This window comes from Shewanella sp. SG41-3, from assembly GCF_014164545.1.
In the GTDB taxonomy this organism is placed as follows: domain Bacteria; phylum Pseudomonadota; class Gammaproteobacteria; order Enterobacterales; family Shewanellaceae; genus Shewanella; species Shewanella vesiculosa.
The window spans coordinates 190879-210886 of sequence record NZ_JACJFJ010000007.1 but is presented as its reverse complement, the minus strand read 5'-3'; the positions used below and the strand labels follow the sequence as shown (position 1 = coordinate 210886).

General features: G+C 41.4%; 18 protein-coding genes. 6 read left to right on the top strand and 12 right to left on the bottom strand.

Annotated elements, in window-relative coordinates:
• The first annotated feature begins 44 nt into the window (after positions 1-44).
• Positions 45-1040, top strand: a complete 996-nt coding sequence (locus H5164_RS15010) for a glycosyltransferase family 4 protein (protein WP_124016693.1) — start codon at positions 45-47, stop codon at positions 1038-1040.
• A 66-nt stretch (positions 1041-1106) separates the two neighbouring features.
• Here the strand turns inward: H5164_RS15010 and H5164_RS20165 are convergent, their stop codons facing one another.
• From H5164_RS20165 to H5164_RS14985, 5 genes are all read right to left on the bottom strand, one after another.
• A complete protein-coding gene (locus H5164_RS20165) occupies positions 1107-2246 on the bottom strand; it encodes a glycosyltransferase family 9 protein (protein WP_182756928.1) in 1140 nt (379 codons plus the stop codon).
• Position 2247: 1 nt separating this feature from the next.
• Positions 2248-3030: a glycosyltransferase family 25 protein gene (locus tag H5164_RS15000; RefSeq protein ID WP_182698226.1), complete on the bottom strand. Its 783-nt coding sequence runs from the start codon at positions 3028-3030 to the stop codon at positions 2248-2250.
• 92 nt (positions 3031-3122) lie between these two features.
• Positions 3123-3968, bottom strand: a complete 846-nt coding sequence (locus tag H5164_RS14995) for a glycosyltransferase (protein ID WP_124016696.1) — start codon at positions 3966-3968, stop codon at positions 3123-3125.
• Between the two features lie 46 nt (positions 3969-4014).
• Positions 4015-4968, bottom strand: a complete 954-nt coding sequence (gene rfaD / locus H5164_RS14990) for an ADP-glyceromanno-heptose 6-epimerase (RefSeq protein ID WP_182756925.1) — start codon at positions 4966-4968, stop codon at positions 4015-4017.
• A gap of 52 nt (positions 4969-5020) precedes the next feature.
• Positions 5021-6022: a glycosyltransferase family 9 protein gene (locus H5164_RS14985; RefSeq protein ID WP_182756923.1), complete on the bottom strand. Its 1002-nt coding sequence runs from the start codon at positions 6020-6022 to the stop codon at positions 5021-5023.
• Between the two features lie 506 nt (positions 6023-6528).
• Between H5164_RS14985 and H5164_RS14980 the strand changes: the two genes are divergently transcribed.
• The 3 genes from H5164_RS14980 to H5164_RS14970 all read left to right on the top strand — a co-directional run bounded on the left by H5164_RS14980 (position 6529) and on the right by H5164_RS14970 (position 9399).
• On the top strand, positions 6529-7284 hold the full coding sequence (locus H5164_RS14980) for a glycosyltransferase family 25 protein (RefSeq protein WP_182756921.1): 756 nt from the start codon (positions 6529-6531) through the stop codon (positions 7282-7284).
• Positions 7285-7388: 104 nt separating this feature from the next.
• Positions 7389-7895 (top strand): pantetheine-phosphate adenylyltransferase, encoded by a 507-nt coding sequence (gene coaD / locus H5164_RS14975; protein ID WP_124016700.1) that lies wholly within the window; start codon positions 7389-7391, stop codon positions 7893-7895.
• A gap of 4 nt (positions 7896-7899) precedes the next feature.
• Entirely contained in the window at positions 7900-9399 is a 1500-nt protein-coding gene (locus H5164_RS14970) for a capsule assembly Wzi family protein (protein WP_182756919.1), read from the top strand.
• A 96-nt stretch (positions 9400-9495) separates the two neighbouring features.
• Here the strand turns inward: H5164_RS14970 and mutM are convergent, their stop codons facing one another.
• From mutM to H5164_RS14935, 7 genes are all read right to left on the bottom strand, one after another.
• Positions 9496-10311 (bottom strand): bifunctional DNA-formamidopyrimidine glycosylase/DNA-(apurinic or apyrimidinic site) lyase, encoded by an 816-nt coding sequence (gene mutM / locus H5164_RS14965; protein ID WP_182756917.1) that lies wholly within the window; start codon positions 10309-10311, stop codon positions 9496-9498.
• Between the two features lie 8 nt (positions 10312-10319).
• Entirely contained in the window at positions 10320-10778 is a 459-nt protein-coding gene (locus H5164_RS14960; protein ID WP_182741151.1) for a hypothetical protein, read from the bottom strand.
• Between the two features lie 276 nt (positions 10779-11054).
• Positions 11055-12872 (bottom strand): bifunctional molybdopterin-guanine dinucleotide biosynthesis adaptor protein MobB/molybdopterin molybdotransferase MoeA, encoded by a 1818-nt coding sequence (locus tag H5164_RS14955; protein WP_182756915.1) that lies wholly within the window; start codon positions 12870-12872, stop codon positions 11055-11057.
• A 17-nt stretch (positions 12873-12889) separates the two neighbouring features.
• Positions 12890-13480 carry a molybdenum cofactor guanylyltransferase MobA gene (mobA, locus tag H5164_RS14950; RefSeq protein WP_182756913.1) on the bottom strand — a complete coding sequence of 197 codons (591 nt, stop codon included), beginning with the start codon at positions 13478-13480 and terminating at the stop codon, positions 12890-12892.
• Entirely contained in the window at positions 13464-14156 is a 693-nt protein-coding gene (locus H5164_RS14945) for an energy-coupling factor ABC transporter ATP-binding protein (protein WP_404948432.1), read from the bottom strand. The genes mobA and H5164_RS14945 overlap by 17 nt, the downstream gene beginning before the upstream one ends.
• Positions 14157-14214: 58 nt before the next feature.
• Positions 14215-14922, bottom strand: a complete 708-nt coding sequence (locus tag H5164_RS14940; protein ID WP_124016707.1) for an ABC transporter permease — start codon at positions 14920-14922, stop codon at positions 14215-14217.
• On the bottom strand, positions 14919-15683 hold the full coding sequence (locus tag H5164_RS14935; RefSeq protein ID WP_371697349.1) for a substrate-binding domain-containing protein: 765 nt from the start codon (positions 15681-15683) through the stop codon (positions 14919-14921). The genes H5164_RS14940 and H5164_RS14935 overlap by 4 nt, the downstream gene beginning before the upstream one ends.
• Before the next feature lie 644 nt (positions 15684-16327).
• Between H5164_RS14935 and H5164_RS14930 the strand changes: the two genes are divergently transcribed.
• Both H5164_RS14930 and H5164_RS14925 read left to right on the top strand, forming a co-directional pair.
• A complete protein-coding gene (locus H5164_RS14930; RefSeq protein WP_124016709.1) occupies positions 16328-17716 on the top strand; it encodes a sigma-54 dependent transcriptional regulator in 1389 nt (462 codons plus the stop codon).
• Between the two features lie 56 nt (positions 17717-17772).
• Positions 17773-19863, top strand: a complete 2091-nt coding sequence (locus tag H5164_RS14925; RefSeq protein WP_182757003.1) for a HAMP domain-containing sensor histidine kinase — start codon at positions 17773-17775, stop codon at positions 19861-19863.
• Positions 19864-20008 lie beyond the last annotated feature (145 nt).

The window sequence follows — 20008 nt, the reverse complement described above, 5'->3', positions numbered from 1 at the left end:
AGCGATTATTCTGTTCGGTGACATATTCAATATGGAAAGGTTAAATGAAAATCTTACATGTACTACTTTGCCGAGGACCGTTTCCGGCGTTTAAGTTTGGCGGTACTGAGCGCGTGGTATGGTCATTGGCTACCGCTCAAAAACAGCAAGGTCACGAAGTTAAGTTTTTGATGCGCCCACATGATATTAGGCCTGAAGGAACCTTGTTGTACGATAAGAGAAAATCATTTAATCAACAGATTACTGATTGGCCTGATGTGGTGCATTTTCATTGCGCCTTTACTGGCGAATTAGATAAGCCGTTTGTGTGTACTGAACACGCCAATGCAGATAAAGCGAAACAATATGATCGCAACACTATTTTTATCTCCCAGCGCCATGCTAATAATCATCACAGTGATTGCTATGTTTACAATGGCCTAGATTGGTCTGAGTATGGCCAACCTAGCTTTGAATCTAACAGTAACTATGTTCACTTTTTGGGTAAAGCGACGGTTCGTCATAAAAACATGACTGGCGCCGCTAAGATTGCTAAAAAAGCGGGTCATAAATTAGCGGTATTGGGCGGTAAACGATTTGAGTTTGGTAAAAAAGGCTACTTTAACCTTGATATGAATATCGACTTTAAAGGCATGGTGGGTGGCGATGATAAATTTACGATTATTAAGCAATCACAAGCGTTATTATTTCCAGTGAGATGGCATGAACCCTTTGGCTTGGCGATAACCGAAAGCCTGTTTTTAGGTACGCCAGTTATTGGAACACCCTTTGGGTCTTTACCTGAGATTATCACCCAACCTGAAATGGGACTTCTAACGACAGATTACAATGAGATGGTGGATGCACTGAAGCACCTAGATCGTTTTGATCGTAAAGTGTGTCACCAAGTGGCAAGGGATGTGTTTAATGCCGATGTGATGGCGCAGCAATATCAAGCCATGTACGACAAGGTGCTTAACGGTGAATATTTAAATCAGGCTGCACCTTATGCTACCCAGAGTTTATTAGATTTACTGCCTGTTACCGAATTGATGTCATAACTCGCATCATTCACGGTTAACCGTTTCAATAAAAAAGGCCTATTCGGCCTTTTTTATTGACTCCAATTATAGCCGTTCAGCTAGCTTGGGCGTGCCACTATAATGTTGCTTTAGCTGTTGGGTGAATGCATCAACAATTTGCTGCGGTGTAATTGATTTCGCTTGGCCGCTACCGGTTAAAATAATACTGTCGCCCTGAGGTTGCCATAGGGTTAAATCATTCGACATTATGGTCACTTGTGGTTTATCCATGCATACAGCTAAGTGTGCCGTAGCGGTTTCAGTGCTAATGACGATATCGCTTTGTGCAATTAAGGCGGGCAATTGAAAGAAGTTTTGCTTGGCGGTAAATGTGGTAATCGCTAAATGGTTTAGCTCGCTATCTTCAGCAACTTGAGTGGTCACTTCATTCAATTTATCTGGCGGACAGTTGAAAATATACACCAGATTTTGATATTGAAGTTCGAGAGTTAAAATCACTTGTTTAAGTTGAGCAAAAGGATAATCACGTTTATCGGCGGTGGATAAATGGTTTACAAACACCACCAGTTTATTGGTGTCATTTGCGGTTAACTTGTTAATCAGTGTACAAGCTTGTTGTTGATAAATGGCATCAACATGAAACACTAACTGCTTTTGACCATCGACTAAATCGCCACAAGTAAGACCTAAAGCCCGCTCGAAACATTGGCCATATAAATCGGTAATATGTTGACTGCTCTTAACCATGTCATCGTAGCTGAAGTAGGCATTTATATTATTAAAATACAGCCATTTTGCTATCGGGTTACTCAATGGTTTACTTTTAGAGGCGACGACAAAGGCTGAAGTTGATATTTTTCGAGCAATTTTTGCGAACTGCTCACTGCGATTCTTACCAATAAATACAATTAAATCATAATTGAGCGATTGTGCTTGGCTGATATAGCCTTGTCTTTGGACGAGATCGCCAACAATGGGGTAAGTGTTATCGATAATACCCAATGAGTCTATCCATTCATTGAGGACTTTATTGCGGCCTGTTGCCCACGATTGTGGACGACTACGACAATCATCAAACCACACATCAATAACCAAATGTGGATACTTAGCTTTTAGGGCTTTTAACCAGACACTCTGGTAAACAAAATCACCAATGGCTAAGTGGGTCATATACAAAATACGCTGGGCATTTTGTAATTGTGTATGGCTAATTAATGAAGACACATTAATCCTTTTTTAACGCTTGAGTGAATTGACGAAATTGTTTTTCCAGCTGAGGTGTTGCGATAAATCGCATCAATGCCCGGCTCCAATTTAACATTAACTTTGTCACACGTCGTTGAGGTGCTCTTTCTAAGTTACCGTCAGGATTAATATCTGACGGACCTTCTATGTCGACAGAAATACAGTAAGGCAGCAAGCCAAAAGGCGTTATTCCTAGGCTCCACCAAGATTTTAAATGCCCATCAACTGGTTGAACAATATAAGGCATATGTTTAATCAGTGACTCTGCACCACGACGACTAATGGCTTGGGCCATTGCCCCAAGTGGAAATTTTTTATAGGTCACAAATTCAAATTCACCATAGTGCATCGACGACTGAATATTTTTACGACTTTTTCGTGTCAATGGATATAGCTTAATAAAGTCCCAATCCATGGTGGGCAGATTGAGGATCATGTTGATTGTATCGGCAAAGTTAGCCTCAAGGTGAATATCATCTTCAAATACAAAGGCTAAGTCTAAATCGTCGTCGATAATTTTTTGCCACGCTCGTTTGTGGCTTAAACTACAGCCGATTTCACCAGCACTGAGATCGCGATAATAATGTTGTCTGGCTATACGTGCGGGGGATACGGCTTCGATTTCTTCGCTTGATAGCAATTTACCTTCAACAGCGTCAATGCGTTCAAACGGAATGTTAACCGCCGCAAGTTGCGCTGCAATTTGTGCCAGCCGCTCTTGCGAACGAGCCAAATTAATAACAAACACTTTGTACTTTAACATGAATAATTAAGCCTTTTTCACGGAATACTTTGTTGCTAAACGGGTTAAATCTCAATGCCTATTACGCTAAGAATAGGGTCAATAACCCTTTATTAAATAGTGATAAAACGCTTTGCTATCGCATTGATAATCGGTTTGGGTAATTTATAGCGTTGTTGGGCTTTATTGATAAACAGATCCCAACCACTTTGTTTAATTTCATCTAATGTGTTGTCATCGATGTGACCTTTGAATAGCTCGCAAAAGTCATTTACAAATCTTACTTCTCGCTTGAGCGATGAATTACTGTAGCCTCGGCCAGCGTAGTGAATAAAACTGGCATCGCGATAATGCTCTGGCCCCATAAAGTCCATGCGATTAAATTTAGGCGAAATATTCTGATGCTTTAGACCGTCTCGGTGCAATAAGTAGTTTACATATGTTTGTTCGTAATACTTGATATGGTTACATAGCTGTTGCAGATCGTCGAGTTTAGCAATATCAAACAATCGGTTTTGCTTCGAAATAAGCATACAACCTAAGTTGTAATACACTGGGCGATTGTTGACCACAGGCCAGTTATCGACAGGCCCCATAATTGAGGTTATTTTATCAATTACACTTTGGCGCTCTAAGTGCTCGCCTTCATTAAACAAATAAACCGTGTTCAGGTCATCGTAAACCTCAAAGATATTCTCTGCATCGGGTTGAATAATAATGTCAGCATCGACATACAATACGCGATCATATTGTTTCAGAATTTCTTTAATATACAGTTTTTCAGTCCATGCAGGGCTGGCAGTATGTTGAGGATCTGTAATCGTGATTGGATAATGAAATTCTTTAGATACAATGAGATCCGCGCCAACTTTTTGTGCATATTGCTCAAAGCTGAGCAGTGCCGCTCGGTACATCGGATTTTCATCACCAATCGCAAGCGTGAAGATAGCTTTTTTCATTATTGTATCCAAGTAAAGTAAGAGTTAGCTTAACGGTTGCTCGTCATTATTGACCAATAAAGTGCTGGCTCTTAAGCCAATTTAAATACTCTGGTACCGCTTGTTCGACCGTTTTAAATTCGGTGTGATAACCGGCGGCTCTTAGTTGGGTTAAATCAGCCTGAGTGTAACTCTGATAGGCACCTTTAAGCTTATCAGGGAAAGGAATGTACTCAATGTGTCCTTTACCATGATACGCAATCACAGCATTAGCAACATCATTGAAGCTTTGTGCTTGGCCAGTACCACAGTTATAAATGCCCGATACTGATGGATTCTGCCAGAGCCATAAATTAACCTTAACGACATCCTCGACAAACACAAAGTCACGAAGTTGCTGGCCATTGTCATAACCATCCACACCTTCAAATAAACGACATACACCATTATGATTAATTTGGTTATTAAAGTGGAAAGCCACACTGGCCATACCGCCTTTATGTTGCTCACGCGGACCATAGACATTGAAATAACGTAAACCAGCTACCTGGCTGGTAAGTTTTTGTTGTCTTACATACTGGTCGAATAAAAATTTGGAGTAAGCGTAGACATTCAGCGGCTTCTCGAGTTCACGTTGCTCAATAAACTTTTCGCTGCCGCCATATACCGAGGCCGAAGAAGCATAGATAAATTGACAGTTATTGGCTTGGCTATAATGTAATAAAGTTTTTGAATACTCGTAGTTGTTAGCCATCATAAACTTGCCATCCCACTCTGTGGTCGATGAGCAAGCACCTTGATGGAAGATTACTTCGAGTGCGTTATCAAAATCACCTGCTTGAATTTGCTTGATGAAGTCATCTTTATCGAGATAGTCGGCGATTTCACAATCGGCTAAATTAAACATTTGGGTACCGTCGGTTAAATCGTCAACGGCAATAATGTCATTTCGTCCCATGGCATTAAGTTGTTTAACTAAATTACTACCAATAAACCCTGCTGCGCCTGTAACCACTATCATAATAATATTTCCAATATTTGTGCTCTAGATGAGCAGGCTGAACCTATTGCGATTAAGATAACTTATTCAAAAAATCTGCAATTTCTTGGGACACTTGATCAAAGTCAATTAGCGACATATTACGGCCAGTTTTCTTACCAATTGGCGGCGTATAAGTGAGTCGCTTACTCGGCTCGGTTAACGTTTGCCATCTAATATGTGGTGCTGATCGTCTACCGGCATAAAAACCGACAGTCGGTACATTATGTAAGCCGGCAATGTGCAATGGGCCTGTTGAACCGGCAATAAACATGTCTGCGGCAACTAGCGACTCGGCAAAATCACGTAAACTGCTTAATGGTTTCGCTAACGAAACGCGTATAGGTTGATCTGCAAGTAACGCTTGAATATTTTGGGCTAAAACCAATTCATCGCCATTATAGGTTAAAACAAAATGACAAGCTGTTTGGGTAAGGCGGTTGATTTGGCTGATCATTTTTGCCAGATCGACTTCTGCAACACTGCCCGAAGAACCACCGGTACCTGGATGAATAAAAATCAGCTTTTCATCACCTTGTTGGCCATAATATTGCTGCCATTTAGGTTTATATTCACTCATATCCCAATACTGCTTCGGTAAACTTGGGATAGGATAACCATGATGGTGTAAAAAATGTTCTATCAACATACAGCTGCCACGCCAACAACCTTCACCTTTTTTGTAATCTGTGTTTGCTCGATGTTTATACAGATACTGATACCAATTATGTTTCGGCACTAGCTTGTATGGAATATCAATGTTTTTTAAGAGCTTATACATTCTCATTTCAGAATGTGCCACGATGACAGCATCGTAATTTTGCTTGGCAATATGTTCTGCGATAGCCTTGTCATCACCAGAATCAGCAATAGCATTATCAATATAGGGACATGCTTCGGCAAAAGGTGTAATTACTTTGGCAACAAATACGTCAATTGTCGCATCTGGAATGGCTTGTTTGAGTAGATAGAATGCAGGCCATGTCAGTACAAAATCGCCAATTTTATCGTGTTTGATGACTAAGATTTTTTTCATATTAGTGTCTGAAAGATAAAAATATTAACTTAATTCCATCAGATGATGGGGCTCATTATAGTGTAACTTTTAACGATTCTATTAACCATCATGATGATTGAGGTATAACGCTTTTGCCAAGTATATCAACTCAAGACCGTTTGTTCATCGTTTTGCATTAGGAATTGTATTGAGGGTGAGTAAATATCGGTTGTTATTGTTAACTCATCTGGTGACAATGAAGAAGTTTTTTGACAACAAACTAAAGCGATAATATTAGTGATATACTCCCAAACCTCTCACTCTCAAAATAGTGAAATGTATGTGAGAGACAGGACGCAAATAACCACTAATTTAATAACGGTTATTTCAAGCTTATTCAACGGATTACATCAAATGTCACTGGCAAAAGTAACCTAACTGAAGCATCGACCATTTTATTCAGCAGATATCATCACGACTGAGTATTATTGGGTTAATCGTCAGTAGTTGAACATGATTAAAATAGGTGTTTGGGTTATTAGTATATGAAATTTAAAGTTTTTCTAATAAATTTAGATAGCAGTACAGAACGATTTACCTTCATGGATGATCAACTCAAACAGTTAGGTATCGAATATCAACGTATTTCTGCCGTATATGGTAAGGATTTACACGCTACCGACATTAGCAAAGTATATGATCCGCAAACAAACCTCCAAAAGTACGATAAAAAACTGAATTTAGGTGAAATTGGTTGTTACCTCAGTCATGTGCAATGTTGGCAAATGATTATTGATCAGCAATTAGATTATGCCTTAATTCTCGAAGATGATTCTGTCTTAGATCCCGCATTGATGACAGTGATACAGCATATCGATAATTTATCTACAGATTGGGATTACATCAAACTGTGTCATGGGCGTAAGCAGAAAGGCATTGTACAATCGATAGCGCTTGATGAGCGTTTTAGTTTATCGACGTGTTTGAAGCTGCCGTCTTCGACTCGCGGGCAGTGCGTGTCATTGGCTGGTGCTGAAAAATTATTAGCAACGGCCTATCCTATTGCACGTCCTGTGGATATTGATATTCAGTATTGGTATGAAAAACAATTACGCTGTTTTGTTGTTAGACCTTTCCCGGTGATCGCGACCGATTTAGACAGTGATATTAGCCGACAAGGGCGACGCAATAACGCCAAGCGTCATCATTTATTGCGTATTTGGCAAAAAGTGAAATATGAGCTGGAATTATTAAAATATAAACAACAATTGCCGCCATTGCCCAGAATACAAAAAGAGTAATTTAGCCATGTTACCTTGCTAATATGTAAACTTAATAGTGATTCATTCTGACCAAAAAAATAGATAAACTAGCGACTATAAAGATGATATAAAGGCTAAATATTATGCATAGAAGAGCAATTTACCCGGGTACCTTTGACCCAGTGACCAACGGTCATGCCGATTTAATCGAACGTGCTGCACGCCTATTTAAACACGTGATTATTGGTATCGCCTCAAATCCTTCTAAGCAACCTCGTTTCAGCCTCGAAGAGCGTGTCGCTCAAGTTAATTTGGTGACTGCACATTTAGACAATGTTGAAGTTGTCGGCTTTACAGGCTTGTTGGTTGATTTTGCCAAAGAACAGCATGCGAGCGTGTTGGTGCGTGGATTGCGTGCGGTATCCGATTTTGAATATGAGTTCCAATTGGCGAATATGAATCGCCGTTTAAGCCCCGATCTTGAAAGTGTTTTTTTGACACCAGCGGAAGAGAATTCATTTATTTCATCTACGCTAGTGAAAGAAGTTGCCTTGCACGGAGGGGATGTGAGCCAGTTTGTCCATCCACAGATTGCGTTACAATTAAAGCAGAAAGTTGCTCAAATTAAAGCTGAGAATAAGGGTAAGTAATTGCATGATAAAAGGATTTAGTTTAGCTAGTGTTGCCGCCGCATTGGGGTTGAGCGCTATGATGGTTTACACCAGTGCTCAAGCTGCGCCCTGGGTTGATACTTCAGATATCTATTTACGCGCAGATATCCAAGCTTTAGCCGATGCAGGTGTGATTAGCGCGCCGATTAATACGTTTCCATTGATGTGGGCGGGTATTGGAGCTGATCTTGCCAAAGTTGAGCCTTCGATATTAACCCCTGACTTAGTGGATGCTTTCGCACGGGTTAACTTTTACTACCAGAATGCTGTGGGTAATCGTGGTAACACCAGTATCAAAGTGGCTGCTGCATCTGATGAGGCGCGCTTTCAACATTTTGGCTCTGATTACCGTGAACAGGGCCAATTACAAGGCTCACACGAATACACAGGTGAGCGTTTCGCTTATAAGATTTCCACCTCTGCAAATTATAACCCTGCGGACGACGAAGAAATCCGTTTAGATGATTCTTATATTGCTGTGGTGTTAGGCAATTGGATTGTCACTGCTGGCAGTGTTGGCCAGTGGTGGGGACCAGGATTTGATTCCTCGCTGCATAAATCGAACAATGCCAGACCCATGCCATCGTTGATGGTCAGCCGTAATAATTCACAAGCATTCGACACGCCTTGGCTGTCATGGATGGGCGATTGGAGTTTAACTGGTGGTATAAGTGTTACAGAGAAAGATCGTTATGCTCCGCATACCCTATTGTGGAACCTCCGTGGTGCCATTAAGCCATTTAAACAGTTAGAAATAGGCTTGTCTTGGACTACGCAGTTTTGTGGTGAAGGCCAAGAGTGTAGTTTTAATACAGCGGTTAAATCCATTACTGGTCAGCGCGATTGTCGAGCAGATAATGTCGATGAATTTGGTTGTTCAAACTATGGTAACCAGATGGCGGGTTTTGATCTCCGTTATGCAGATACCTGGTTTAATGTGCCTGTTGGTTTGTATCTAGAACGCACTTGTGAAGATTCTAAAGGTGATCCATGGCAAATCGTTGACTGTGGCAAAATGGTCGGTGCTGACACGCGTTTCAATTTTGCCAAACAACAGTACAAATTGTTTATCGAATATACCGATACTATGGTGTATTGCGGTGAAGATAAAAACCAGTTTAACTGTTTTTACGAGCATTCAACTTACCAAAGTGGCTCACGTTATTATGGTCGTGCTTTTGGCAGTACCTATGACAGCGATGCCAATGTTTATGCTCTCGGGTTAATAGGTCAGTTCGACAATAGCCATGGTTTTACCTCAATTATTCGTTACGCTCAATTGAATAAAGATGGTGCTAATCGTGGCGGTGAATGGGCGCCGCAACCATTAAAAGAAGATATTATGATGCTCGAGTTGTCATATCGCTTGCCGGCGTTTAACGGTATGTTGACCTTAGGCGGCAGTGTGGCAAATTCCAAATTTGAAGTGCAAGCCAATGATAGTCAAGGGACTATTTTTTCAACTTACGAATATAAGTTTTAAGCGTTATGGTTGATTAACCGAGTTGAGGTTGATGATATAAGGGAGCCGAATGGCTCCCTTTTTTATTGGTTAATGCTAGGCGCAGTGGCTAGACATTTACCGTTGCTGACATAAACCACAAAATACTGTAGTACGCTGACCGAGTTTTATCTCGCTTAATAAGTTGCCACAGCTAGTACATGTTTCGCCGCCGCGGCCATAAACATGTAACTTTTGCGCAAAATATCCTGGCTTACCATCTGCATTAGTGAAATCTTTCAATGTTGTTCCACCTTGCTCAATAGCATGAGCCAAAATCTGTTTAACTTCCGCCACAAGAATGGTTAACCTTTCTAGGTCAATACTCCCAGCGGCAGCTTGTGGATGGATCCCTGCTGCAAATAGTGCTTCATTAGCATAAATATTACCTGCTCCCACTACGATATGATTATCCATTAGGCATAACTTAATGGCTTTTTTCTTGCCAGCCAGTGCAGCTTGCATTTGTAATGGTGTGAAATGCGGGCTTAATGGTTCTGGACCAAGCTTTGATAGCAATGGATGAGCCTCTTCTGGTAATTCGTACCATAGCCAGGCGCCAAAGCGTCGCGGGTCGTTAAATCGCAACATACGACCATTATCGAGGATTAAATCAATATGGTCGTGCTTTTCTACCGGGGTGTTACGCGGCAAAATACGTAAACTACCGGACATACCTAAATGCACTATGGTGATGCCCGCATCAGTGTCGATTAATAGATATTTGGCGCGGCGACGAACATTATTAATCCGTTGACCGACAATATTTTGGGCCACGTCAGGCACTGGCCAGCGTAATGATCCATTACGGACAATTAGCTCACTGACAGTTTGGTCTATGAGATAAGGACTGATCCCAAGGCGGGTTACTTCAACTTCCGGTAATTCAGGCATAAAAACTCTTATTTTGATTGAGAAGGAACGGCAAGAATAGGCTGTAAATCGGCGCGTAAACTGGGTGGTACTTGATACCAATTTTGGTTAGACGATTGTAATAGACCTTCATTTGGAAAATAACGCCATTGTTGTGCTGTGTGAACATGATTAATCGCGATCGTCAGCGTCTGCTCTGCAAGACTATGCTCTGGTTCGGTTTTTAATGGTGACACACTAATGTTTTGCCATGATTGGGCCCATTGCTGACAATTGAGTACTTGCTGGTGGCATTGCCATTGACCATCTTGTTGACTTAGCCATATATCATCGAGGTGTAATTGTTTTAAAGGCATTTGCGAGTCAAATAAAGCCACAGCATCAGCGGGAACGCTAGCCGTTTTATCATTGATGAAAGACAGTACGGCAATCATAAATACACTGGCTCCAATAATAATATAGTTCCAACTTTTACGAGAAAGCGCCATAGTCATTACCTTTAATCGGATGATGTTATTTATCTTAAAGCAGCATTGTGCCCTGTTGATTTTTGAGTGTATCACCCAGGAGATAAAAAACGAATCGGCTCAGGAGTCATCCGTAAGTTAATCTTTGTTGTAGTATTGATACGGTTGCGGATAGGGTTTTAGGTTAACGATGAGCAATGAATTATCTGCTTTACTGCATTCCCCGATAGTCATTACACTAATATCATGACGTCATGATATTAGTGTAATGACTATCGGGGACGTGTTTAGTTTCAGTTACAATAAATCGGCAAATGGCTGAATAAATACAGATCCACCAGTGGGTATGGTGTCATGGTCATCGCCAATGACGATAAGGCAATTGGCATTGACCATCGAACTGAGCATGCCTGAACCTTGCGCCCCCGTTGTACTGACATGAATTTTGCCATCAGGCCCAAGAGTATAAATACCGCGTAAAAACTCTGTGCGACCTGTTTTGCTTCGCAGTGGTTGGCTGGCAATGGCGGGAATAAATTGCGGTAGCCAGTTTGCTTCGCCTGCCATTTTACGAATAGCCGGCTGCACAAATTGTAGAAAAGCCACCATTACAGCCACTGGGTTACCCGGTAAGCCAAAAAAGAGACTTTGATTAATATTACCCACCGCAAGCGGTCTTCCTGGGCGCATATTAATCCGCCAAAAATGGGTATTGCCCACATTCGCGAGAGCCATTTTAATGTAATCGGCATTACCTACGGATACGCCGCCAGAACTGATCACAATATCTGCTTTGGTTCCGGCATCAATGAGGGTATTGGTCAGTGTCTGCTCGTTGTCATCTATGATACCGAGATCGATGACCTGACAGCCAAGCTTTTTCGCCATAGATAAAATCGTGTAGCGATTAGCGTCATAAATGCAGTTAGCTTTTAGTTGATCGCCGGGCTGACTTACTTCATCACCGGTAGAAAATACCGCCACAATCGGGCGTTTAAATACCGGTAATCTATGGAAACCGAGTGAGGCCATTAATCCCAGTTCTGCAGCGCCTAATCTTGTACCAGCAGCTAAAGCGACTTGACCTTGAGCTATATCCTCACCAGCAAGGCGAACATGTTGGCCTTTGATAATCTTGTCTGTTTCAAGCAGTATTAATTTTTGATTTTGCTCATTTGCCAGTTCGATTGCCTGAATCGTATCGGCGCCTTGTGGCACGGTAGCTCCAGTCATAATGCGCACTGCTTCACCGTCTTGTAAAATATTAGGATAGTGATGTCCTGCTAACACTTCAGCGACAACTTTGAGGGGGGCGTTAGCTATGCTATTGAAGGCAAATGCGTAACCGTCCATTGCGGAGTTCGTTTGCTGCGGCACATTGATTTCAGAAATAATATCTTGTGCTAACACATGGTTATCGATATCAATCAGGTCAACGACTTCGGGGTGATTCGTTGGTGTAATTTGTGCCAACACTGCAGCTACACCTTGCGATACACTAATACCGTTTTTATTGTTTGCGGTGTCGTCTATTTTCGCCGCTTTACTGGCATCAACCGGTAAATTGATGACTGTAGCTTGCCAGTTTTGTTGGTAGTGCTGAACAAAATCAGCAATTTGTGCCACATTGTTTAAATCTAAACGAGTTAAAGATGCAGGGACAGTCGTCTCATCACAGCAGGCGATAGCGACAATATTGTCATCATGGATATGGATCAATGGCTTATTATGTGCTGCACGATGTAGTTCAATTTTAGGTAATGCTAACTTTTTAAAGCCCTCTACCAAAACAATATCCACTTTATCGACTTCAATTTGACGCAATAAGTGTTGTAACTGGGGATCATCATCGAGCGGATCTTCGGTCATTAACGCCCAACGCATATTCGACGCCACTAAGACTTGTTTTGCTCCTGCTTTACGCATTTCGAAACTGTCTTTACCTGGAATATCGACATCAAAATTATGGTGAGCATGTTTTATGACTGCCAAACGTAAACCACGCTGATTCAATAACGGAATAAGTTGTTTCAGTAAGGTGGTTTTTCCCGTGCCGCTGTATGCACAAAAACCTAAAACGGGGATTGGCAATGGATTGGTAAATAATGTTGTCATGAAGTACCTCTACTGAATTACTTAGCGATTTTTTCTTCTACTTTATTTTTTTGTTCTAGCGTGTTGATATTAATGAATGCATTGGGTTGATCGGCAAAACTTTCTACTGCCACTTTATGCTGGCTGTACCATAAGAAAATTTTGCGATCGCCTCCATCTAAGAAAGCTTGCATCGATGTCGCCAGATGTGGTTTTAGCAATAACACTACGGGTTGTTCATACTCACCATCACTTGCAATAGCAAGGTCGGCTTGCTGTTGCTCTAAAGCCGCTAATAACCTTACGACTAAGTCATCAGGTAACATTGGGCAATCACAAGGCACGACCAGAAGATAATCTGCTTCAGTTTGCTTTAATGCGGTGACCATTCCAGCAAGCGGCCCTAGATAACCACTATCTTGGTCGCTAAAGACTTTGTAACCCCATTGTTCATACTGCTCTTGACTACGGTTAGCATTAATCATAATGCCATCGACTTGGCTTTTTAGCTTATCAATTGTATGGCAAATCATGGCTTGGCCATTAAGACTCACTAGGCCTTTGTCATTGCCACCCATGCGCCTAGCCATGCCGCCAGCTAAAATTACTGCGTCAATTTGTGGTGCCATAATGTAATTCCGTTGTATTAGCCTGATGCACTTCTTCTACTGTAGGAACATGCATGCTGGTATGAATGGTATGTTGTTTGATGTGCCAATATTGATGACATAACGCCGTCAGGCCACAGGTTTGATGGCTACTGATTAATAGTCCTGTGCCATCTTGTTTTAATTGATTAATCATCGCAAGCACTAAACTCTGCGAGTGTTTATCCATATTCGAAATCGGTTCATCGAGCATTAATAGTTTTGGTTGAGCGATCCAGGCTCTTGCGATGGCAAGGCGTTGTCGCTCTCCGCCAGATAAATCGCTGGCATGGTGGTTAAGCAAGTCAGTTAATTGAGACATATGAATCGCTTGGCTAATGCGTTTTTTTCGTTGTTCTGACGATAACGACCGTTGAGCTAAGGCATAAGTTAAGTTGTATTTGACAGACCCCTCAAACAGGTAAGGATGCTGATGCAAATAGACTGCTTTACCTAAAAGCGACTGAGTTCGCCACCAAGGTGTGGGCACAAAGCCATGACTCTCAATTTGGCCCTTAGTAGGGGATTGTAATCCAGCAAGTAGCTTCATCAAGGTTGATTTACCTGAGCCATTATCACCTTGCAGATAAATGACATCACCCTGACTAAAGCTAAGTCTATCAGCACAAAATAATATCTTTTGATTAAATTTAATCATGACATCTTTAGCTTCAATACTGACTGGGTATTTAACAGCGTTATTCGCTAACGACATTTTAATGGCTCCTTGGGACGGCTTTGCCTCGCAATGAACCCAAGATGAAATTTAACACTAAGGCTAATATGAGTAACACCAGTCCTAAGGCAATTGCTTGGGCAAAATCGCCTTTGCTCGTTTCGAGGGCGATAGCCGTAGGGATATTACGAGTGACATTCATAATATTGCCACCGACCATCATAGAGCAACCCACTTCAGTTAAAATTCGACTGAACCCAGCGATAATAGCGAGTAAGAGTGGCACCCGTAATTCACGGCATAAAGTCCACACTGCGCGTAACCAGGATGCTCCTAAGGTTCGTGATGTTTCCCAAGCTCGACGATCGACACTCGAAAATGCTGCTTGTGATAATGCTATCAATACCGGGGCGCAAATTAGCATTTGACCCAGAATCATGCCTTTTTGAGTAAATAGCCACTTTAAATCACCTAAAGCGCCATTACGGGTCAGCAATAAATAGACTAATAAACCGATTACAACGGTAGGAATGGATTGTAAAGTTTGCACTAAGTTAGTGACAATCCAACGACCTCTAAAGTGGCTAAAAGCAAGGATAAAACCTAAAATAATAGAGGGAATAATCGTGATCAATAGTGCAGCAAAAGACACTGAAAAAGAAATATTAATAATGGCCCAAACATGAGGGTCAAAAGAGAGCAGCAAGCTAAATGCTTGCTGCAATAGTACTAACCAGCCATCACTCATTTTTTATAGGTTGCCTTAAACAATTGCTCTCCTTGCACTTTATAATTGTTAATCATCGTTTGTGTTGCAGGACTAATAAACCAATCGCTCAATGCTCTGGCACCCTTATGATTTAAATCTGGGTATTTTGCTGGGTTAATTAACATGATCTGATAAGGGTTAGCTAATTTATCGCCACCTTCAAAGCTAATATTGAGATCGAGTTTAGCTTTATAAGCAATATACGTTCCACGATCGGTTAATGTATAAGCTTGTAATTCATCCGCCATTAATAACGTTTTACCCATGCCTTGGCCTACAGAGGTATAACCTGCAAAGTCTGGTGTAATGCCGGCATCTTTCCAAATGATTAATTCTTTCATGTGGGTACCAGAGTTATCGCCGCGAGAAACAAATTTACTGTTACTTTGGGCAATTTTACTGAAGGCTTCAGTGACTAATTTGCTAGACTTTACTGCCGCAGGATCATTTTTAGGTCCTAATACCACGAAATCATTTTCCATAATGCCGCGCGGTTCAATACCATCGCCATCGGCGATAAATTTCGCTTCAGCATCTGGGGCATGAGTCATCACAACGTCAACATCTCCTTGGCTGGCAAGTTTTAATGCTTTACCTGTACCCGTTGCAATAACTTGAACTGTATAACCTGATTCAGCTTCAAACTTAGGTAACAGTGCCCCCAGTAGGCCTGAGTTTTCAGTACTGGTTGTGGTTGCTAACTTAATCACTTCATTTGCCAGTGCAGTAGGGCTAAACATCGCTCCACTAAGTACCGATGCTGCTATCAGAATACTAATGCTTGCTTTGAGTTTTAACATTGCCGCTCCTTGATATATTAATCGTTATGATATTCATATTTTTGGTCTGTTGATCTTTGATGATCAAAATTTTTAAACGTAAACCGTGTCGCACCTTGTATCAAAATCGCAGAGCAAGTTATGACGCCTAGCCTGCTAAGCGAATAATTTGCAAAAAAGACTTCCACTTGCAAAGGCGTCACGCGCTTAAGTGGAACCCTTCGGGCAGCACTTGTAGCCACTTTCTATTACTTGACCGCTTGTTCATGTAGAATGATCACATGCTATAAGCTTCGCCTCGAAGAAATGGCTATAAACTGCGTAAAAATTCATCTCGAAAGATCAACAAGCCCTAACTAAAAAATTAAATGCATTAAGAAATAACTAATTCCCAACGTAATAAGCAAGTTAAATGCCAAAGTACTTTAATGCAAATACTGTTCACGCATAAAATCGAAACTGTGAACTTGCTCCCAAGCTATGGTTATTTATATTAGACAAATTGTCCCATGATCACCTTTCTATGGTTCATAGTGACCAAGTGATTTGAATTCAGTGATACAGTATTACAAAGCTTGCCAAAGCGTCCATATAAGAGTCCATTTATGAGTCCAAATGAACATGCCAGCCCAGTAGCAAAGACCACAATGTCAGTACTCATTGTTGATGATGAACCCGGTATGCGCAGTTTTTTGATGAAAGCCTTGGCTAAAAAGTTTGCCTTGGTTGAAACCGCTTCTTCAATTGCCCAAGCTGAAGAGTTACGCAGTCATGGTCATTTCGATTTATTGATTGTGGATATTCGCTTGCCTGATAGATCGGGTATTGAATGGCATGAAGCGCTTAATGATCCCGAGCACCAATCCGATATTATTTTTATGACTGGTTACGCCGATATGGATGTGGCAATCAAAGCATTACGTGCGGGTGCGTGTGACTTTATTATGAAACCGTTTCATTTAGAGCAGATGATCACTGCCGTTGATCGTTGTATCGAAAAACGTTTGCTTAAGCGTGAGAATTTTATGCTAAAGCGTGAATTATCGCACGGTCAATCATCGACTATTATCGGTAACAGTGAAGCTATTCGCGATGTTAAAGAAGTGATTGAACGCATCGCCCCGACGAATGCTGTGGTGTTAATTGAAGGCGAGTCTGGAACGGGTAAAGAGCTGGTGGCCAGACAGCTACATCTGCTTAGCGGTCGAAGTGGTGCATTTGTGCCGGTGAACTGTGGTGCAATAGCCCCAGATCTGTTGGCCAGTGAGTTGTTTGGCCATACTGCGGGCGCATTTACAGGGGCCAAAGGTAATCGTGAAGGCTTATTTAGTTATGCCTCGGGTGGCACAATATTCTTGGATGAAATTGGCGAAATGCCAATGAATATGCAAACGGCATTATTAAGAGTGCTTGAACAGCGTGCGATTCGTCCAGTTGGAAGCGAAAAAGAAGTGGATATTAATGTGCGCGTTATCGCGGCAACTAATCGTTTATTAATCGATGAGGTTGAGGCGGGACGTTTTAGGCGCGATCTATTTTACCGTTTGAATGTATTAAATATTGTTATTCCATCTTTGCGATCTCGCCCCGATGATGTTGCTGAACTTACCCATTATTTTACCTTACAATTGTCACAAGAATTGGGTATTAAAGACGTTATTTGGAGCCACGAAGATCTGCAAGTGCTGCAGCAACATGATTGGCCTGGCAACATTCGCGAGCTACGTAATATGATTGAACGGTGTATTTTATTAGGCAAACCCCCTGCTGAATATTGGAAAAAGCCTGCGTCAGTTATGGTCAACGATGCCATGGGTTACCCGCTTAACTGGCCATTGAAAGAAGTTGAAAAACAACATGTCACAAAGGTTGTTGATAATCATAACGGCAATAAATCTGCTGCTGCCCGCGATTTAGGTGTGTCGCGAAAAACATTAGATCGAAAATTTAAAGATTGGTTGAATCACGCCGAAGAAGGTCACGAGGACACATAAACGTGGCGAATTCGAAGGGTTTTTTTACACGAGTTTTCGGTATTAGTTGGCAGCAAATGCAAGCCAAAGTACGTTATCGGATCTTGTTTCTGACATCTCTGCCTATTGTATTAACCCTAGTTAGCTTAGTTTTTATAACCATATATTGGAATGTAATATACACGGGCAAACAATTGTTTATGAAGGTAAAGGCTGATTTAGTTGTCGCTAATAGTACCTTGATGCAAGTGCAGGAACGCCAACAAGACAGTTTAGAGTCGATCAGTAAATCATGGGATTTTCAACATGCATTTAGGTTACTACAACACAGTCAGCAGCAAGCTGATCCCAAGGTTATTAGTGCGCTAAATATACTATTAGAACAGCAGCAAAAAGCATCAGGATTAGACTTTCTAAGGTTAATTCGTGTCGCAGATGCTGCCGCGGATCCCGACTTACGTTTGATGTTGCACCAAACTCAACAGAAGGCTTTTTCTGGTTTGATGGTGCTGTCAGCTAAACGTCTCGAAAGAATTAATTCAAGTCTAGCAACCCAAGCTAACATTAGCTTAATTCCCACATTACATGCCAAACAGCCTCTACAAAATATTGAAACACGTGGTTTATTAAGCCGAACCTTATTACCGATAGCCGACCAGTCGGGTAATGTATTTTGGTATTTAGATGGTGGTATGTTGTTTAACCGCAATACTGCCATCGTCGATAATATTCGTGACTTAGTTTACGGCAAAGGCACATTACCAGAACGCTCAATCGGTACCGTGACCCTTTTTCTGGATAATATTCGGATTAGTACTAATGTGCCGATGGAGCAATTTCCCAAAGACCCGAATAAACCTAATAGAGCATTAGGTACGCTGGTGTCTAATGAAGTGTATCAACAAGTACTGGTTGAAGGGCAAACATGGATAAATCGTGCTTTTGTTCTCAATGATTGGTACATCTCTGGTTATTTACCTTTACAGGATGTGCGCGGTAAACGGATTGGGATGGTTTATGTGGGCTTTTCTGAGTCTCCTTTTCTGCATAATTATTTACTCAATATTATCGAGCTCGGTACCATTTTAGTGTTTGTGTTATTGATTTCAGGTCTTCTAGTGTACCGGGGAGCAAACAGCTTATTACAGCCAATTGAGTATATTCACCAAGTGGTTACTGCGGTGCAATCTGGGCGCAATATCAGGATCGGTAAATTAGACATCAATGGTGATAATGAACTGGCACATTTAGCCGAACAATTTGACAATATGTTGGATCAATTACAGCGACGTAATGCCCAAATTCAATCTGCTGCAGAGCAACTTGAAATTAAAGTTGAGCAGCGTACTCGTAGCTTGCAAGATAAAACGGAGGAGCTCGAGCGTAATGTGGCGTTATTGCATGCGACCAGACAACAGTTGGTCACCAATGAAAAACTTACCGCATTAGGAGAGCTCATCGCAGGTATCGCCCATGAAATTAATAATCCTACCGCGGTAATTTTGGGCAATATGGAACTGTTAAAATATGAACTTGGTGATAATGCTGCCGTAGTCGAAGAAGAAATCGAGTTAGTGCTCCAGCAAGTGGGCCGGATCACTACAATTATACGAAGCCTACTGCAATACAGCCGTCCAGGTGAGTTCAATGCCCCCATAACATCGCAACCAGTGACGCAAATTGTTGAAGAGATGCTGTTATTAGCCCGCCATTCCATTGAACAACAAGAGGTCACACTGATCAAAGATTTCACTGCCACAGGTGATGTTGAAGTCAATCGTCCCCAGCTGTTACAAGTTCTGATTAACTTAATGGTTAATGCCGCTCATGCGATTGAAAACAAAGGCCGAATTTGGCTACGAACATATGACTGGCTAGAAGATGGCAAAACGATTGGCGTTAAAATTGAAGTTGAAGACGAGGGAGTGGGGATTAATAAAGAAGATTTGAGTCGTATTTTTGACCCATTTTATACCACACGTAAAGATGGTACCGGTTTAGGTCTCTCGTTGAGCTATGGGATAATTAAACGGCTTGGTGGTACGATTGAAGTGAATTCGACAGTAGGTAAGGGCACCATATTTACCATTGGTCTTTACCACAAGGCAAAAGATGATCAACAACTTGGGCCTTATGAAGGCTTACATTTTGGTGAAAAAGCACAATAAGAAAACAGCTAAAAAAAAAGCCGGATGATGAATCCGGCCACAAAGAGTGTATGAGCAATGTCGTGCTTGCGAACTCTGAAAAGTGATTAAAGGTGATGAAGTCTTTAATCACTAAACCGAGTTTTGGAACGCAAGTTAATAATAA

Coding starts and splice junctions, on each gene's coding strand:
- H5164_RS15010 (WP_124016693.1), top strand. CDS start 45: ATGAAAATCTTACATGTACTACTTTGCCGAGGACCGTTTCCGGCGTTT.
- H5164_RS15000 (WP_182698226.1), bottom strand. CDS start 3,030: ATGTTAAAGTACAAAGTGTTTGTTATTAATTTGGCTCGTTCGCAAGAG.
- H5164_RS14995 (WP_124016696.1), bottom strand. CDS start 3,968: ATGAAAAAAGCTATCTTCACGCTTGCGATTGGTGATGAAAATCCGATG.
- rfaD (WP_182756925.1), bottom strand. CDS start 4,968: ATGATAGTGGTTACAGGCGCAGCAGGGTTTATTGGTAGTAATTTAGTT.
- H5164_RS14985 (WP_182756923.1), bottom strand. CDS start 6,022: ATGAAAAAAATCTTAGTCATCAAACACGATAAAATTGGCGATTTTGTA.
- H5164_RS14980 (WP_182756921.1), top strand. CDS start 6,529: ATGAAATTTAAAGTTTTTCTAATAAATTTAGATAGCAGTACAGAACGA.
- coaD (WP_124016700.1), top strand. CDS start 7,389: ATGCATAGAAGAGCAATTTACCCGGGTACCTTTGACCCAGTGACCAAC.
- H5164_RS14970 (WP_182756919.1), top strand. CDS start 7,900: ATGATAAAAGGATTTAGTTTAGCTAGTGTTGCCGCCGCATTGGGGTTG.
- mutM (WP_182756917.1), bottom strand. CDS start 10,311: ATGCCTGAATTACCGGAAGTTGAAGTAACCCGCCTTGGGATCAGTCCT.
- H5164_RS14960 (WP_182741151.1), bottom strand. CDS start 10,778: ATGGCGCTTTCTCGTAAAAGTTGGAACTATATTATTATTGGAGCCAGT.
- H5164_RS14955 (WP_182756915.1), bottom strand. CDS start 12,872: ATGACAACATTATTTACCAATCCATTGCCAATCCCCGTTTTAGGTTTT.
- mobA (WP_182756913.1), bottom strand. CDS start 13,480: ATGGCACCACAAATTGACGCAGTAATTTTAGCTGGCGGCATGGCTAGG.
- H5164_RS14945 (WP_404948432.1), bottom strand. CDS start 14,156: ATGATTAAATTTAATCAAAAGATATTATTTTGTGCTGATAGACTTAGC.
- H5164_RS14940 (WP_124016707.1), bottom strand. CDS start 14,922: ATGAGTGATGGCTGGTTAGTACTATTGCAGCAAGCATTTAGCTTGCTG.
- H5164_RS14935 (WP_371697349.1), bottom strand. CDS start 15,683: ATGTTTAGCCCTACTGCACTGGCAAATGAAGTGATTAAGTTAGCAACC.
- H5164_RS14930 (WP_124016709.1), top strand. CDS start 16,328: ATGAGTCCAAATGAACATGCCAGCCCAGTAGCAAAGACCACAATGTCA.
- H5164_RS14925 (WP_182757003.1), top strand. CDS start 17,773: ATGCAAGCCAAAGTACGTTATCGGATCTTGTTTCTGACATCTCTGCCT.